Origin of the sequence: Desulfobaculum sp. SPO524, from assembly GCF_044987625.1 — a bacterium.
Classification (GTDB): domain Bacteria; phylum Desulfobacterota; class Desulfovibrionia; order Desulfovibrionales; family Desulfovibrionaceae; genus Desulfobaculum.
Map to the genome: position 1 here is coordinate 1,055,195 of NZ_JBJDSB010000001.1, position 16,738 is coordinate 1,071,932.

General features: G+C 61.1%; 14 protein-coding genes and 1 other RNA gene. 13 read left to right on the forward strand and 2 right to left on the reverse strand.

Annotated elements, in window-relative coordinates:
• From ssrS to cydB, 9 genes are all read left to right on the forward strand, one after another.
• Positions 1-182: non-coding RNA, 6S RNA (gene ssrS / locus ACI3L3_RS04470), on the forward strand.
• 236 nt (positions 183-418) lie between these two features.
• Positions 419-1,978 carry a ribonuclease Y gene (gene rny / locus ACI3L3_RS04475; protein ID WP_404843892.1) on the forward strand — a complete coding sequence of 520 codons (1,560 nt, stop codon included), beginning with the start codon at positions 419-421 and terminating at the stop codon, positions 1,976-1,978.
• A 337-nt stretch (positions 1,979-2,315) separates the two neighbouring features.
• Positions 2,316-2,786: a cytochrome c family protein gene (locus ACI3L3_RS04480; protein ID WP_404843893.1), complete on the forward strand. Its 471-nt coding sequence runs from the start codon at positions 2,316-2,318 to the stop codon at positions 2,784-2,786.
• 15 nt (positions 2,787-2,801) lie between these two features.
• Positions 2,802-4,817, forward strand: coding sequence for a methyl-accepting chemotaxis protein (locus tag ACI3L3_RS04485; protein ID WP_404843894.1), 2,016 nt, complete (start codon positions 2,802-2,804; stop codon positions 4,815-4,817).
• Positions 4,818-5,347: 530 nt separating this feature from the next.
• Entirely contained in the window at positions 5,348-5,728 is a 381-nt protein-coding gene (locus ACI3L3_RS04490; RefSeq protein ID WP_404843895.1) for a desulfoferrodoxin, read from the forward strand.
• Positions 5,729-5,757: 29 nt separating this feature from the next.
• The gene (gene rd, locus ACI3L3_RS04495) at positions 5,758-5,916 is read left to right on the forward strand and encodes a rubredoxin (RefSeq protein ID WP_404843896.1); all 159 of its coding nucleotides are present in this window, start codon (positions 5,758-5,760) and stop codon (positions 5,914-5,916) included.
• A gap of 150 nt (positions 5,917-6,066) precedes the next feature.
• Positions 6,067-7,272: an FprA family A-type flavoprotein gene (locus tag ACI3L3_RS04500; protein ID WP_404843897.1), complete on the forward strand. Its 1,206-nt coding sequence runs from the start codon at positions 6,067-6,069 to the stop codon at positions 7,270-7,272.
• A gap of 84 nt (positions 7,273-7,356) precedes the next feature.
• Positions 7,357-8,658: a cytochrome ubiquinol oxidase subunit I gene (locus ACI3L3_RS04505; protein ID WP_404843898.1), complete on the forward strand. Its 1,302-nt coding sequence runs from the start codon at positions 7,357-7,359 to the stop codon at positions 8,656-8,658.
• Between the two features lie 54 nt (positions 8,659-8,712).
• Positions 8,713-9,738 carry a cytochrome d ubiquinol oxidase subunit II gene (gene cydB / locus ACI3L3_RS04510; protein ID WP_404843899.1) on the forward strand — a complete coding sequence of 342 codons (1,026 nt, stop codon included), beginning with the start codon at positions 8,713-8,715 and terminating at the stop codon, positions 9,736-9,738.
• 194 nt (positions 9,739-9,932) lie between these two features.
• Here the strand turns inward: cydB and ACI3L3_RS04515 are convergent, their stop codons facing one another.
• Together ACI3L3_RS04515 and ACI3L3_RS04520 are read right to left on the reverse strand one after the other, a co-directional pair.
• Positions 9,933-11,423: a dihydrolipoyl dehydrogenase family protein gene (locus ACI3L3_RS04515; RefSeq protein WP_404843900.1), complete on the reverse strand. Its 1,491-nt coding sequence runs from the start codon at positions 11,421-11,423 to the stop codon at positions 9,933-9,935.
• A gap of 12 nt (positions 11,424-11,435) precedes the next feature.
• A complete protein-coding gene (locus tag ACI3L3_RS04520) occupies positions 11,436-12,122 on the reverse strand; it encodes a TVP38/TMEM64 family protein (protein WP_404843901.1) in 687 nt (228 codons plus the stop codon).
• 743 nt (positions 12,123-12,865) lie between these two features.
• Between ACI3L3_RS04520 and ACI3L3_RS04525 the strand changes: the two genes are divergently transcribed.
• From ACI3L3_RS04525 to hydG, 4 genes are all read left to right on the forward strand, one after another.
• Complete coding sequence (locus tag ACI3L3_RS04525) at positions 12,866-14,098, forward strand: [FeFe] hydrogenase, group A (RefSeq protein ID WP_404844120.1); 1,233 nt, start codon at positions 12,866-12,868, stop codon at positions 14,096-14,098.
• Between the two features lie 11 nt (positions 14,099-14,109).
• Entirely contained in the window at positions 14,110-14,451 is a 342-nt protein-coding gene (locus ACI3L3_RS04530) for an iron hydrogenase small subunit (protein WP_404843902.1), read from the forward strand.
• 465 nt (positions 14,452-14,916) lie between these two features.
• On the forward strand, positions 14,917-15,159 hold the full coding sequence (locus tag ACI3L3_RS04535) for a TM1266 family iron-only hydrogenase system putative regulator (RefSeq protein WP_404843903.1): 243 nt from the start codon (positions 14,917-14,919) through the stop codon (positions 15,157-15,159).
• A 15-nt stretch (positions 15,160-15,174) separates the two neighbouring features.
• On the forward strand, positions 15,175-16,587 hold the full coding sequence (hydG, locus tag ACI3L3_RS04540) for a [FeFe] hydrogenase H-cluster radical SAM maturase HydG (protein ID WP_404843904.1): 1,413 nt from the start codon (positions 15,175-15,177) through the stop codon (positions 16,585-16,587).
• Positions 16,588-16,738: the final 151 nt, after the last annotated feature.

Consider the following 16,738-nt stretch of genomic DNA (forward strand, 5'->3'; position numbering starts at 1 on the left):
ATCTCCCTGGGGGGTTTGTGATTGAGGAACAATTTTTGAGCCAACACTTCTAAAACGGGAGCAGCTTTAAGGCCTGCCCGTGTGCACACCCGCAAGACGGGGAGCCTGACGGCAGGTACAGCAGCACCCACCTTGCTTTGCAAGGTTCAAAAGAGTTCCCAACACGGCGCCCCGGGGTAGATATATACATTCTTGGTTGTGGGAGAATACCTTAACCCGGCATGAACGCTTACAGGATAAACCCTTAACACGCCTGCCCGCCTTTCCTCATGGCCCCTTGCGGGTCTTCCAGCCGCGGCTGCCTCCGGCCGCTCACTTCCGATGTATCGCTCTTCACCCCTCGCCGCTGGCAGGAGCAGAAGCCCTGCCGAAGTATATCGGGTTTGCGGCAACCCGTAGCGCATAAAAGGAGAGTGCCATGAGTTTGGCAATATTGTTCGCCGCAATTGTCGGCGCGGTATTAGGGGCCTCAGCAGGCTATGTCCTGCACAATTACATCTCATCGAAGCGGCTGGCAGGCGCCAAGGACCTCGCCGACCGCATCCTCGACGAGGCCCGTAAGGAAGGACAGGCCCAGCGTAAGGAGTACATGCTCCAAGCGCAGGACGAAATCCTCCGCCTCAAGAAAGAAATGGAGGGCGAGTTCAAAGACGTTGAACGCGACCTCAAAAAACGAGAATCCCGCAACCAGGACAAGGAAGAACGCCTTGAGCGCCGCGTAGAGGAATCCAACCGCAAGGAATCCGAACTCGTCGCCATGGAAAAGCGTCTCTCCCGCCTCGAACGCAAGCTGACCAACCGTCAGGAGCACATCGAGGAACTGGAAGGACAACAGATGACCAAGCTGGAGGAAATCTCCGGCCTGACTGCTGAAGAAGCCAAAGAACGCCTCATGGGTGAAATTGAATCCCAGACGAGGCACGAGGCCGCCAAACGCGTCCGTCAGATTGAGATGGAAGCCAAGGAAACCGGCGACCGCAAAGCCAAAGAAATCCTCGCCACCGCCATCCAGCGGTATTCCGGCGACTTCGTCAACGAGCAGACCGTCGCCGCCGTTACCCTGCCCAGCGAAGATATGAAGGGCCGCATCATCGGCCGCGAAGGCCGCAACATCCGTGCGCTGGAAGCCGCCACGGGCGTGGACCTCATCATCGACGACACCCCCGAAACCGTCGTCCTTTCCGCCTTCTCCCCCCTGCGTCGCCAGGTCGCCAAGCTGGCGCTGGAACGCCTCATCAGCGACGGCCGCATCCATCCGGCCCGCATTGAAGACGTGGTGAAGAAAGTGGAACAGGAAATGGACGTCAAGCTCCGCGAAATTGGCGAGCAGGCGACCTTCGACGTGGGCGTGCACGGCATCCATCCCGATGTCGTCCGTCTGCTGGGCCAGCTCCAGTACCGCACCAGCTTCTCCCAGAATGTGCTCCAGCACTCTCTGGAAGTGGCCTCCCTGTGTGGCATCATGGCCGCAGAACTTGGTCTGGACGCCAAAAAGGCCAAGCGCGCAGGCCTGCTGCACGACATCGGCAAAGCCGTGGACCACGAAGTGGAAGGTCCCCACGCCCTCATCGGCGCGGACCTCGCCAAGAAATACGGCGAGGGCAAGGACATCATCCACTCCATCGCCGCGCACCATGAGGACACCGCACCCACCACGGTGCTGGCCGTTCTCGTGCAGGCTGCGGACAGCCTCTCCGGCGCACGCCCCGGCGCGCGTAAGGAACTGCTGGAAAACTACGTGAAGCGCCTTGAAGAGCTGGAAGGCATCGCCACCAGCTTCGAGGGCGTGTCCAAGGCCTACGCCATTCAGGCCGGACGCGAAATCCGCGTCATGGTCGATTCCGAGCGCATCGACGACGACAAGACCTACCTGCTGTGTAAGGACATCTCCCAGAAGATTGAGGAGAACCTCACCTACCCTGGCCAGATTCGCGTGACGTGCATCCGCGAACGCCGCGCCGTGGGCTACGCCAAGTAGCGTCTGCGCTCCCAACCAGAAGACACGGACCGGAAAGGCTCAGCCTTTCCGGTCTTTTTTTTGCGCCGCTGCACGTGGCACACAGCGCCGGCTTCCCGCCTCCTCCCTGCCCCTCTGGGCGTGGCGCACGCCACGTCCATGTCACGCCGCGCCCATGTCCTCATAGAATGCAAAACGCCCCTGTACAAAAAAAGGCCACACAGTACGCACACGCAAAAAACGAAATGTGGCAGGCCTTCTAACGCATCACCCAAACCCATGTCACAACTCGGGATATTGACATCTGCTGTCCAAGGCGCAATACAGCTGACATGGACTCTAAGAGGGAGGGAATTCCATGCGAATCCGGCTTGTTGCACCGCTTATTCTTGCGTCTGTGGCCTTAATCCCCTTGTTCACACGTCCGGTGGCCGCACAGGAGAAGACCTACGTCGGCTCCAAAGCGTGCGCGGAGTGTCATCCCGAACAGTATGACAACTTCATGCGCCACGCCAAAAAAGCCACCTCCGCCCACAGTATCAAAATCATGTCGTCGGACCTCACCGAGGAGGAAGAACGCGGATGCTACGCCTGCCACACCACGGGGTATGGCCAGCCCGGCGGATTCGTGAGCTTTGAGGAAACGCCGGAACTTGGGCACGCCGGGTGCGAGGTCTGCCACGGTCCCGGTTCCGTGCATGTGGAATGGGGCGGCGACCCGGACCAAATCCACGGCTCGCTGAGCATTGAGGACTGTGAACACTGCCACAACGAAGAGCGTGTCGGCGCGTTCAACTTCAAGCCCATGCTCTACGGCGGGGCGCATTAAAGGAGGTCGGCAGGCATGGGATTCTACAGCAAATCTTTGCGGCTCAAGATCATTGTCCCCATCTCCATCATCACCATCTTCACCTTTGCCGTTCTGGGCGTCACCAACTCCGCGTGGCACCGCCACGCCACAACGGACATCATCCACGACTCCGCCACCCGCATCGCCTCCACCCTGCTCTCCGCCATTGAGGAGCCTATGGCCATCGGTGACAACGAGGGCACGCAGATGCAGCTACGCAAAGTGGCGGCCAGCTACAGCGACGTCACCGTCTTCCTCACCAACTTCAAGGGCAACATCACCTACTCCACGGATGAAGAGGCCGTGCGCAAGGACCTCGCCACCGTCCGCCCGGAACAGGACATTCAGAACCTGCTTTCCGCCAGCCTCACAACCCCGCAGGAGGCGGGCGAGCTGCTGCACATTGGCGGACGGCCCTACTTTGTGGCCGTCAACTCCATTCCCAACGAGCCAAGCTGTCACCACTGTCACGGCGCGTCCCAGCCCATCCTCGGGTCCATGGTGCTCATGCAGGACGTCAGCCCGCAGTTTGCGGACCTGTGGAACGCGGAGAAGATGACCATCGGCCTCTCCCTCGCGGGCGCGGCCTTCCTGCTGCTGGCGCTTCTTGGCTTCATCAAGCGTATGGTCATCTCCAAGGTAGTCTGCATCGCCGACATCAGCGACCGCATCAAGGACGGCGACTACAACGCGGAATTCGACACCTGCGGCGACGACGAACTCGCCTCGCTGTCCGACAACCTGCGAGTCATGGTGCAGACCGTGCAGAATCAGCTGGAATACAACAAAAGCATCCTGCACGGCATCATCATCCCCCTCATTGTCACGGACCGGGACGAACGCGTCACCTTCACCAACGAGCCCATGCGCCGCATCCTCGGCCTGCCCGAGGGGCGCATTGCAGGGCGAAAGATGTCTGAACTCTTTGCCCAGTGCCCGCCCGAGCACGCCCAGGTGGCGCGCCGCGTCATCGCCTCGGGCGCCAGCGCAAGCGGCCAGCTAACCTACACGGGACAGGACGGCGCCCAATACCCCCTGCACTACGAAGTCTCGCCCCTCACGGACGCCAACGACGCCGTTGTCGGCGCCATCGCCACCATGATCGACCTGACGCAGGAGGAAGCCGACAAAGAGCGCATCCGCGCCCAGCGCGAGAACCTGCTCCACGTGGCGGACGACGTCACCGAGGTCGCCACAGCCCTTACCGCCTCAGCGGACCAGCTGGCGCACCAGATGCAGGAACTCATGAACGGCATGGAGCAGACCTCGGCCCAGACCGGGCAGGTGGCCGCCGCCATGGAGGAAATGAACGCTACCGTCCTGGAGGTTGCCCAAAACGCCGGACGCGCCGCCGAGGCTTCAACCTCCGCCAGCGGCGTGGCCAAGGACGGCGGACAGGAAGTGGAAAACACCGTCATGGAAACGCGCCAAATGGCCGAGACCACGCAGGGCCTTGCCCAAAGCCTTGGCAGCCTGTCCGAACGCGCCGAAGACATCGGCCACGTGATGAACGTTATTAATGACATTGCGGACCAGACCAACCTGCTAGCGCTCAACGCCGCCATCGAGGCCGCCCGCGCGGGCGAAGCCGGGCGCGGCTTTGCCGTGGTGGCGGACGAGGTGCGCAAGCTGGCGGAAAAAACCATGCAGGCCACCCGCGAGGTGGACGGCGCCATCCGCGGCATTCAGGAGAGCGCCCACGACGCTGTCTCCGCCATGGACCAAACCCGCGACCGCGCAACCCACACCCAGTCCCTGGCCACCAACGCGGGGTCCGTGCTGACGCGCATCGTCTCCCAATCCGATTCCATAGCGGACATGGTGCGCTCCATCGCCACGGCGGCGGATCAACAATCCTCCACCAGCGACGAAATCAACGCCAATGTCTCCAGCATCAATCAATTGTCGCAGGATATCTCCCAGCGCATATCCACGGCCAACGCGTCCATTCAGGACGTGGCGGGCATGGCAAAGCAGCTAAGCACCCTCGTGGAGAAATTCCGCGAATAAGTCCGGTTCTCCAAGCCGCCCGCATGCTGCATGCCATGGTTCCCCACCGCCACACGCATGCAGCATGCGGGCACTTTTCCCCAACTGCGTAGGTAGCGCACAGTTCCTCCCAGCAGTACTGCACGGCACCGCGTGCGACGCTCCGTCCTTTCAAATGTTCATTTCCTGTCAGGAAAGCCTGTTGATAGAGCCCCACCTTTTGCGTATATAGTGTTGGTGAATCCTTAAAGAGACGGTTTTCCTCTTTTTCCGAGGTCTTCCATCTCTTCGGCATTTGAAAAATGCCCAGATTGTGGCAGACTACCTTCCAACTCCTAGGGGGATGATGGGATTTCAATGCCAACACATCATAACACGGCGCGTCACAGTCAGCGCCGCACTTCACCGCACCGCGCGCAGTTGGAATGCCCTGCCATCACGAAGGAATTTGGAAAATTCCTGCTCAAACCCCTTGTCAAAGGCCTTCTTAATCGCTAATGGTTCCTAATACCAATTGCGAATCACCTGCAATGAAAAGACAGGAGGAAACCATGCCCGAAGTATTAGAAGTCTACAAATGTGAAGCATGTGGAAACATTGTGGAAGTGCTGCATGGTGGCGCAGGCGAGCTGGTCTGCTGTGGCGAACCCATGAAGAAGTTTGCCGAAAACACCGTGGATGCCGCCAAAGAAAAGCACGTGCCTGTCATTGAAAAGACAGCCGACGGCTATAAGGTAAAGGTTGGCGACGTGGCCCACCCCATGGAAGAGAAGCACTACATCGAGTGGATCGAACTCATCGCGGACGGCAAAGCCTACCGCCAGTTCCTGAAACCCGGTGACGCACCCGAAGCCACCTTCTGTATTTCCGCCAGCTCCGTTACGGCCCGCGAATACTGCAACCTGCACGGCCTGTGGAAGGCCGAGAGCTAAGCCCCTAGCGGCAAAAGGAGATTCCCCTCATGGCCAAGTATGTTTGCACCCTGTGCGGCTATGTGTACGACCCCGCCGAAGGCGACCCCGATAGCAACATCGCCCCCGGCACCGCCTTTGAAGACCTTCCCGATGACTGGGTCTGCCCCATCTGCGGCGCAGGCAAGGAAGACTTCGAAAAAGAATAGCACCCATGGCCCCCGCTTGCCGGGGGCCTTCCCGGCGGGGCGGCAGTGTCCGTCACGCCCGGAAGGCCCGCGAGAGAGAAACCGGGCCGCAGGGAAGACGCCGCGTACGCGGCGAAACACAGACTCACAAACGAAACGGACAGAACAATCATGAGACCGGTTGAAATCAAAAAAGACATCTACTGGGTTGGCTGCGTTGATTGGAACGGCATTGACTTTCACGGCTATTCCATCGCCCGTCACGGCACCACGTACAACGCCTACCTCGTCAAAGACGAAAAAATCACCCTGTTCGACACGGTGAAGCCCGAATTCCGCGACGAATTCCTCGCCACCCTCGCGCAGGTCGTGAACATTGAAGACATCGACTACATCGTGGCCAACCATCTGGAGCCCGACCACGGAGGCCTGCTGGCCGACCTCGTCGAGCTGGCCAAGCCCGAAAAAATCTTCTGCTCCCCCATGGGCAAGCGCGCCATTGAGGCCCACTTCCACCCCGAAGGCTGGCCCATCGAAGCCATGAAGACCGGCTCGTCCATCTCCCTTGGGCAGCGCACCGTGCAGTTTGTGGAAACCCGCATGCTGCATTGGCCCGACTCCATGCTGTCCTACATCCCCGAGGACAAGCTGCTCATCACCAACGACGCCTTCGGCCAGAACATCGCCTCCTCCGAGCGCTACGCGGACCAGCTTGACCGCGGGTTCCTGAAGCGCCGCATGATGGAGTACTACGCCAACATCGTTGTGCCCTACTCCCCCGTTGTGGAGAAGACCCTCGACGGCGTGCACGAACTGGACCTTGACGTGGACATGGTGGCCCCGGACCACGGCGCCATCTTCCGCGGCAAAGAGGACGTGGAGTTCGCCATGCAGACCTACCGCGAGTTTGCCGAGCAAAAGCCCACGAACCGCGCCGTCATCGTGTACGACACCATGTGGCACTCCACGGAAAAGATGGCCAAGGCCATCGCCGACGGCCTCATGGACGAGGGCGTGGGAGTGCGCCTGATGCACCTGAAGAGCTACCACCACTCCGAAGTGATGACCGAGGTCTTCAAGTCCGGCGCTGTGCTGATGGGCTCCCCCACGCACAACAACGGCATCCTGCCGCTGGTGGCCGACATGCTCACCTACATGAAGGGCCTGCGCCCGCAGAACAAGGTGGGCGCGGCGTTTGGCTCCTTCGGCTGGAGCGGCGAATGCGTCAAGACCATCACCGAATGGCTGGAGTCCATGAACTTTGAGGTTGTGGACCCGGTGAAGACCAAGCACGTCCCCGCCAAGGAATCCCTTGAGGAATGCCTTGAACTGGGCCGCGCCGTCGGCAAGGCCCTCAAAGCCAAAATGGCCGACTAAATCCGTCTCGCACGCGCCGGGGGTCTCCGGACCTCCGGCGCTTCTTGAACCGGCGCAGGAAACCACCGACCAAGGGGGCACACAATGGATGCTTTGTTCCTCTCGCGGCTCCAGTTCGCTGCCGCGACCATGTTTCACTTCATTTTCGTCCCGCTGACGCTGGGGCTTTCCATCCTCGTCGCCGTGATGGAAACCAAGTACGTCACCTCCGGCAACGAGACGTACAAGAAAATGGCGAAGTTCTGGGGCAAGCTGTTCCTCATCAACTTTGCCCTCGGCGTTGTCACCGGCATTACGCTGGAATTCCAGTTCGGCACCAACTGGTCCCGCTACTCCGCCTATGTGGGCGACATTTTCGGCTCGCTGCTGGCTATTGAGGCCACGGTGGCGTTCTTCCTTGAGTCCACGTTCATTGCGGTGTGGGTCTTTGGCTGGGACAAGCTCTCGCCCAAGATGCACTGTGCCGCCATCTGGATTGTGGCCATCGCCTCCAATCTTTCGGGTCTGTGGATTCTGCTGGCCAACGGCTTTATGCAGAACCCCGTGGGCTACACACTGCAAAACGGCCGCGCTGAACTCGCCAACTTCCTCGACGTCATCACCAACCCCTTTGGGTGGATGCAGTTCTTCCACGTCATTCCGGCGTCGCTCATTGTCGCGGGCTTCTTTATCATGGGCATCAGCGCATGGCATTTGCTGCGCGGCTCGCACACGGACTTCTTCCAGAAGTCCATGCGCGTTGGCATCTACGCGGCGCTTATCTTCTCGCTGTTCACCGCCTTTGAGGGCCACATGCACGGCAACGAGGTTGCCCAGGTGCAGCCCGCCAAGCTGGCTGCCATGGAAGCGCACTGGGAAACCACAGACTACGCGCCCATGTACCTGCTGCAGATTCCCGATGTAAAAAATGAGGAGAACCTCATTGAAGCGTTCCCCATTCCGGGCCTTTTGTCCCTGCTGGCCTTCAACGACCCCTCCGCCACCGTGCAGGGCCTGAAGGACTTCCCCAAGGACCAGCGCCCTCCCGTCATGCTGACGTTCCTTTCCTTCCGCGCCATGGTCGGTCTTGGCACCCTGTTCATCGTCCTTGCCGGTCTTGCATGGCTGGTACGCAACCGCCTGACGGACTACCCCATGCTGCTCAAGGCGCTGGTGTGGACCATTCCGCTGCCCTACCTCGCCCACCAGTTCGGCTGGATTGTGGCGGAGGTTGGCCGCCAGCCATGGGTTGTCTACGGCCTGATGCGCACGTCCGAGGGCGTCTCGCCCGCCGTGACCACGACGCAGGTGGGCTTCTCCCTGGCGGCACTGGTGGGCATGTACCTGCTGCTTGGCGCAGCGGACATCTTCCTGCTGTTCAAGTACGCCCGCAAGGGTCCGCAATAGGCCGGGCATGACAACGGGTATCGACACCAACTTCTTACCTGACGAGGAAGAGGCATGTTAGAGACTGTATGGTTCCTGCTGTGGGGCGTACTGTGGGCCGTCTACTTCATTTTGGACGGGTTTGATCTGGGCATGGGCACCATCATGCCCTTCATCAGCAAAAACGAAACCGATCGCCGCACCATCTACAATGCCGCCGGTCCCTTTTGGGACGGCAACGAAGTGTGGCTTATCACCGCCGGCGGCGTGACCTTTGCGGCCTTCCCCGGCGCATATGCCGCGCTGTTCTCGGCCATGTATTCGGCGCTGTTCCTGCTGCTGTTTGCGCTCATTCTGCGCGGCGTCTCCTTTGAGTTCCGCTCCAAGGTGGAAAGCGACGCATGGCGCAAGCTGTGGGACGTGTGCCACGTCATTGGCAGCTTTGCCCCGGCCCTCTTGCTGGGCGTGGCCTTTGCCAACATCTTCCGCGGCATTCCCCTCAACGCCGAGGGCATCAACGAAGCGGGCCTGCTGCAGCTGCTGAACCCCTACGGGCTGGCTGGCGGCGTGCTCTTCGTCATTATGTTCGTGATGCACGGCTCCATCTGGCTGGGCATCAAGTCGCAGGGCCCCCTGCATGACCGCGCCGTGAACCTTGCCACCAAGACGTGGCCCGTGCTCATCATCTGGGCGGTGCTCTTTGTGGTCTACACCGGCGTGGAGACCAACACCTTTGCCAACTATCTGGCCAACCCGCTGCTGTTCGTCATCCTCATCGGCGCTGTTGCGGGCATGATTGCCATCCGCCCCGCCCTTGGCGCGGGCCGGCTGTGGCGCGCATGGACGGCCTCGGCCGTGGGCATCGGCGGCACCGCGCTGTTCGGCGTGGTGGGCATGTTCCCCCGTCTGCTGCCCTCCAGCCTCAACGATGCATGGAGCATGACCATCCACAACGCGGCGTCCACGCCGCTGACCCTCAAAATCATGCTCACCGTGACCCTGATCACCATCCCCATCGTCATCGCGTATCAGGCGTGGGTGTACAAAACCTTCTCCCACAAGATCACGCAGGACGACCTCGACTACGAGGAAGCCTACTAACGCGGCGATTTTCCCCCGCCGCCCTGTGGAAAACACAGCGCCGCCCCGGCCTTGGCCGGGGCGGCGTCTTTTGTGTGAACAGCCGAAAGCTGCGCAGAAAACCAGTGGGAAGTCCTCCCCTTTTGAGCAGGCCCACCACAAGTGGCTGTGCCCTCAGCCTCAATTCGTGCGGCGGCGGCGAAGCCGCCACGGCGTCAGGCGTCGTCGTCCTCGGCCAGCGCTCCTGCGTCGGGCGTGCCGAGGGTGCAGGCGTTGCCTTTGTAGTTGAAGAACAGCTTCAGGGTCTTCTTAACCTTGTCAGAGAAAATTTTCGGGCCAAGGTAATTCCCGGCCACACGCTTATTGATTTCGCCAAGGGTGGGGTAGGGGTGCACCGCGCTGGCGAGGGTGCTCAGCTTCACGCCGCCGCTTTGGATGGCCACCCATTCGTTAATCAGCTCCCCGGCGTGGGGGCCGACAATCTGCACGCCCACGGGACGGCCCTTTGTGAGCAGCAGCTTGATGCGTCCGCGCGTTTCGCCTTCGGCAACGGCGCGGTCGTTGCCTGCAAAATCCTCGGTGATGACGTCCACATCCAGCCCCGCCTCGGCCGCGGATTTTTCATTGTGGCCGATGGAGGCGCTTTCGGGCCATGTGTAAGTGCAGCGCGGCAGGTTGGTGTAATCGGCCTTGCGGGGCAGGTGAAAGACGGCGTTGGACACCACAATACCGCCCTCGTAGCCTGCGGCGTGGGTAAATTGGTGCTGGCCGGTCACGTCTCCGGCGGCGTAAATATGCTTCACATTGGTGCGCATGCGCGCGTCCACGCCAATGCCGCGGCGCGAGGCGTCCACCCCCGCCTGCTCCAGGCCCAGCCCCTCGATATTCGGCGTGCGCCCCAGCGCCACAAACAGCGCCTCGCCCACCACGGAGCGCGGCGCGCCCGCCGCATCCGTAAACACCACCTCCGCGGCGTGCCCGGTGCTGACCACCTCACGCACCGAGGTGCCCACGTGCACGGTGACGCCGTCGTCACGCAGGGCCTGCTGCACCACCTCCGCCATGTCGGCGTCCTCGCCGGACAGAATGTGCGCGCTGCGCTGAATGAGCGTGACCTTGCTCCCAAGGCGGCTGAACGCCTGCGCCATTTCACAGGCAATAGGCCCGCCCCCGAGGATGGTCAGCGACGCCGGAAGTTCTTCCAGCGAAAAAATCTGCTCGTTGGTGAGGTAGTCCACGCTGTCCAGCCCCGGAATGGGAGGCGCACCGGGTCGCGTGCCCGTGGCAATCACCCACGAACCAGCGGAATACACCGCGCCGCCAACACGCACGCTGTGCTCGTCCACAAACACAGCCTCGCCAAACTCCACCCGCGCCCCAAGCCCGCAAAAGCGCTCCACCGAGTCGTGCTCCTGAATCACGGCCTGCACCTCGCGGATGCGTTCGGCCACGCGGTAGAACTCCACGGGCGGCACGTCGACGCTGGGCAAACCAAAACGGTGGGCCGAGCGCATCTGGTGATAGACATGGGCGCAGTGGAGCAAGGTCTTGCTGGGCACGCAGCCGTAGTGCAGGCAGTCCCCGCCAAGGGCGGGCTCACGCTCAATGAGCAGGGTCTTGGCCCCAAGCTGGGCGCTGCCTGCGGCCACGGTCAGCCCAGCCGCTCCGCCGCCAATAATGCCGAGGTCAAAGTCGTAGGTGCCCATACGCCATGCTCCTTACGCGCCAAAGCGCCGCGCGCGGACGCGGGTCATAATCTTCTTTACCACAAGGGGAAACAGACCAAGGGCCGCAAAGGACGCGAGCAGCGACGGGGACAGAATGCCCGACAGCGACTGCAGCTGTCCCAGCTCCTTGCCGGCGTTCACATACACCATAGTTCCGGGCAGCATGCCCAATTGCGACACCCAATAGTACCGCAGCAAGGGCATGGTGGTCAGCCCCATCACCAGATTGATGGCAAAGAACGGAAACGCCGGGATAAGCCGCATGGTAAACAGATAAAACGCGCCCTCGCGCTCAATGCCCCGGTTCACAGTGACCAGCCTGCCCCCAAAACGCTGCTGCACCCAGTCGCGCAGAAGAAAGCGCGACGCCGCGCACGCCAGCGTCGCCCCAATGGTGCTGGCAAAGGAAATCACCACCAAGCCCAGCCAAAAGCCGAACAGCCCGCCCCCAAGCAGCGTCATCACCGTTGCGCCGGGGACCGACAGCGCCGTCACCAGCACATACACAACGAAATACGCGCCAATGACCGCCACGGTGTGCTCCGCATACACCGACGCAAACCACGCCTGCTGCTCGCGGATGAAGTCCAATGAAAAGAAGCGCCCAAGATCAAACACAAAGTACCCGGCAAGACCAAGCAGAACGAGCACCAGAACCAACACTTTGCGTAACGACATGACTCCACCTTGTTTCACAACAGCGCACAACGCGCCGCTTCCATTTCCATATACACTGCACAAGGCCCGCGGTGAAGGCCAGCCGCCCGCACCACAGCGACCGGCCGAGTAGCACACATGTCACCAGCGTGACACTTTCGCGTTACGACTGGCCGAATTATGCATTGACGACGCACCACACCTCACGTAGAGTCCTTTTCAGCATATGGGAACAGCACACAACGACACCTCCGTGTGCCCCATCCTACCGCTAACCCCGTTCGCGCGGGGTTTTTTCATGATTCTTCCTTCCAGCGGGGTCTTTCCCCGCGTGCTGTGCCATCATCCACAATCCGCTCCCCGTCCCCCGTTGCCTCCTCATAGTGGCGCAGGGCGGGAGCGTTGTGGAGTGACGCTCTTCTTTGCGTTCGCAATAACTGTTCTCACTCCTTGAATTTTCCGCTCTACGTCCTATAGAAACGCTTCCCGCCCCCAAATTGCCTGTCTCATCGCCCTCAACGCCATTTTTTGTATGCACCGTGCATTGCGTAATAACATTTCGCAATTAATATTCCTATTGTACTATCCATAGAAAAAATGTAACAATCGCTCCCAGTTCCCAGGAGGTGTTTCAACAACGCGGGCTGTTTGCCCGCTCAAACGGAAGGAGGATCGCCATGTCAGGTTGCAAGGCACAGCAGCCGCCTGTCGAGCCGGTCGATCTCTCCGGCGTTGCGCCGGTTGGAGCAGGCGCCACGCAGGAGATGGAGTCCATCCGCTACAAAATGAACGCGCCCCACGGTGTTGAGCCGGACAGCATGTTCTTTGTGCAGGTGGACCCCGAGCTTTGTGTAGACTGCTTTGAGTGTGAGGACCACTGTCCCACCGGAGCCATTCAGGAAAACGCGGACTTCGTGCACGAAGTCGTGGACCCTGCCGCATGCATGAACTGCGGCCAGTGTCTGCTCAGCTGCCCCTATGGCGCCATCTACGAGAACGTCTCGTACGTGGACGAGCTTTTTGAAAAGCTGCAGGACCCCGACACCATCGTGGTCACCATGCCCGCCCCCGCCGTGCGCTACGCCCTTGGCGAGTGCTTTGGCGAGGCGACCGGCACCTTCGTCAGCGGCAAAATGCACGCTGCCCTCAAGAAGATGGGCGTTGACTACGTGTGGGACACCGAGTGGACCGCCGACGTCACCATCCTTGAGGAAGGCACTGAGCTCATCAACCGCGTGAAGACCGGCGAGATGCCCCTGCCGCAGTTTACGTCCTGCTGTCCCGGCTGGATCAAGTACTGCGAAAGCTTCTACCCGGACCTCATCCCCCACTTGTCCACCTGCCGTTCGCCCATTGGCATGATCGGCTCCATGGCCAAGACCTACGGCGCAGAGCAGACCGGTGAGAAGCCCAAAAAGATCTACACCGTGTCCATCATGCCCTGCATCGCCAAGAAGTACGAAGGCATGCGCCCCGAGCTGGATGCCAGCGGCTTCCGCGACATCGACGCCACCATCAACACCCGCGAGCTGGCCTACATGATCAAGAAGGCCGGTATCGACTGGAACGCCCTGCCCGAGGTCCAGCCCGACCCCGCCCTTGGCATGTCCACCGGTGCCGCAACCATCTTCTGCACCAGCGGCGGCGTTATGGAAGCGGCCCTGCGCCTGGCCTACGAGGAACTCTCCGGCCAGGATCTGCCCGCTCCCGATATCAAGGTCGTGCGCACGCACGAAGGCATCAACGCTGCGGACATCGACATCCCCGGCTTCGGCACCGTTAAGGTGGCTGTGGCTTCGGGCCTCGAAAACGCGGCCAAGCTCTGCGACGAAGTGCGCGCGGGCAAGTCCCCCTACCACTTCATCGAAATCATGACCTGCCCCGGCGGTTGTGTGAACGGCGGCGGCCAGCCCATGGACCCGGCTGTCCAGGCCTCCCTGTTCAAGAGCATGATCGCCAAGGTCAACAAGCGCTTCCGCGCGCGCAGCATCGCCTAAAGGAGGAAACCATGCACAATGTCGCTACTCTGACCCGACGTGGTTTCATCAAGGCCGCCGGCCTGGCCTGCGGGTACGCCGTTCTCGGCGTGAACCTGACCAAAGAAGCCGTGGCCGCCGCCATGGAATTCGTCGGCCTGCGCCAGCGCTCCGTCTACAATGCTGACGCCAACATCTATAAGCTGCGCAAGTCGCAGGACAACCCGACTGTTATGTCCCTGTACGCCAAGGACGGCTTCCTGCCCGAAGGCCCCTGCGGACACAAGTCGCACCACCTGCTGCACACGCACTACTTTGACCGCAGCGCCAAAGTACAGGCGCTCAAGGACAAGGGCTTCGAACTGAAGCGCTAGTTCCCCGCACGCAACCGGGCTCGCCTGCGGGAAGGACACCGCGTCTGACCCCAAGGGCTCGCCCGACTCCCCCACCCCGCCTTTTCCCATGCGAAACCCGCTTAATCCTGCGGATTTCGTAGGGAATTTATTTCTCTTTTAAGCCTCTGTTTTTCTTCACTTTTTCTTCATTTTTCCCCATTGACATACCGCAGCGAAGCGGGTACTTCTCTGGCACACGATTTATAAATTCGTGTCACCTATATACGTGAATCGACCTGCGGGGAGGACGTACGTCTGAACCAGAGGGGAGGCCACTGCGCGACCTGAACGCTGCGCGTCCGCACACCGGTGCTGGCGTAAGGCCACAGGTGCACCCGCACACTTCCTCCATCCCCCTCACAGATCGAGCTGACCACCGCCCGCGCGGCCAGATACTGGCCCAGCGCAGGCACAACCGCCCGCACACGGCGACGGAGCTCAACCATGGAAAAACGCATGGGCGTTATCGGCATCATCATCCACGATAGGACTGCCGCTGCCTCGGCCGTCAACGAGATTCTCAGCGACTACGGCCACATTGTGGTGGGTCGCATGGGCCTTCCCTACAAGGAGAAGGGCGTCAACGTTATCTCACTGATTATCGAGGCTTCCACGGACGAGGTCGGCGCCATGACCGGACGGCTCGGCCAGCTTGCCAATGTCAAAGTCAAATCCATGCTCGTGTAGCACAAGGAGGCGGGAATGCTCATCGACACATCCACGGCCAAGGACTTCATCAACGAAGACGCCATCTGGGCAACCATCGAAAAGGCAGACACCCCGGACCCCGCGGAAGTGCGGGATATCCTCGCCAAAGCGGCGGAACGCAAGGGGCTGACACAGTACGAGACCGCCGTGCTTCTGCAGAACACGGACAAGGACCTCGACGAAGAAATCTTTTCCACGGCCATGGCCGTGAAGCAGGGCATCTACGGCAACCGTCTGGTGCTGTTCGCGCCGCTGTACATCACCAACGAGTGCTGTAACAAATGCGCGTACTGCGGCTTCAACGCCGACAACGACGACCTTGACCGCCGCACCCTCAACGACGCGGAAATCGCCAGCGAAACCCGCGTGCTTGAGGACCTCGGCCAGAAGCGCCTGCTCCTCGTCTACGGCGAGCATCCCCGCCTCGACGCCAAATGGATCGCCCACACCATGCAGGTGGTGTACGACACCATCTCCGAGAAATCCGGTGAAATCCGCCGCGTCAACGTCAACTGTGCGCCGCTGGATGTGGACGGCTTCCGCGCCCTGCAGGAAACCGGCATCGGCACCTACCAGTGCTTCCAGGAGACCTACCACCGCAAAACCTACGAAAAGGTCCACCTTGCCGGACGCAAGACCAACTACCTCTGGCGTCTGAACGCCCTGCACCGCGCGCAGGAAGCCGGCATTGACGACGTGGCCATGGGCGCCCTCTTTGGCCTGTACGACCACCGCTTTGAAATGCTGGCCCTGCTCCAGCATGCCGAGCAGCTGGAAAAGGACTGGGGCGTTGGCCCGCACACCATTTCCTTCCCGCGCATGGAGCCCGCGCTGGGGTCCGAGATGTCCTACGACCCGCCCTACGCCATCTCCAAGCACGACTTCAAAAAGGTCGTCGCCATCCTGCGCCTGGCCGTGCCCTACACCGGCCTCATCCTCACCACGCGTGAAAATGCCGAGTACCGCCGCGAGCTCATCAAGGTGGGCGTCTCGCAGATTTCCGGCGGCTCCCGCACCTACCCCGGCGCGTACACGGACCCCGAGTACGACCGTCCGGACGTGCAGCAGTTCTGCGTGGGCGACAACCGCTCCTTTGACGAAGTCATCCGCGACGTTGTGGAGCAGGGCTACCTGCCCTCGTGGTGCACCGCCTGCTACCGCCTTGGCCGCACTGGCGAGCACTTCATGGAACTGGCCAAAAAGGGCTTTATCCAGAAGTTCTGCCACCCCAACGCCATGATGACCTTCAACGAGTACCTCAACGACTACGCCTCCCCCGAGACCCGCGAGGCGGGACGCCTTTTCCTTGAAAAGGAACTCAAAGGCATTGGCGACGAAAAGACCCACACCCGCATTGCCGAACGCATGAAGCGCATCGACGCGGGTGAACGCGACCTCTACTTCTAGAGCATACCGACGACACGGCCCCCGTCCGCCATTGGCGGGCGGGGGCCATTGCCAGACGCCTGCCGCCCCTCCACGCACGCCGCTGTCCCCCACGCTTTTGCAGGCCGCCGCGCCCCGGCGCGGCGTAGGCATGTGTGCCGTCCGTTTTCAG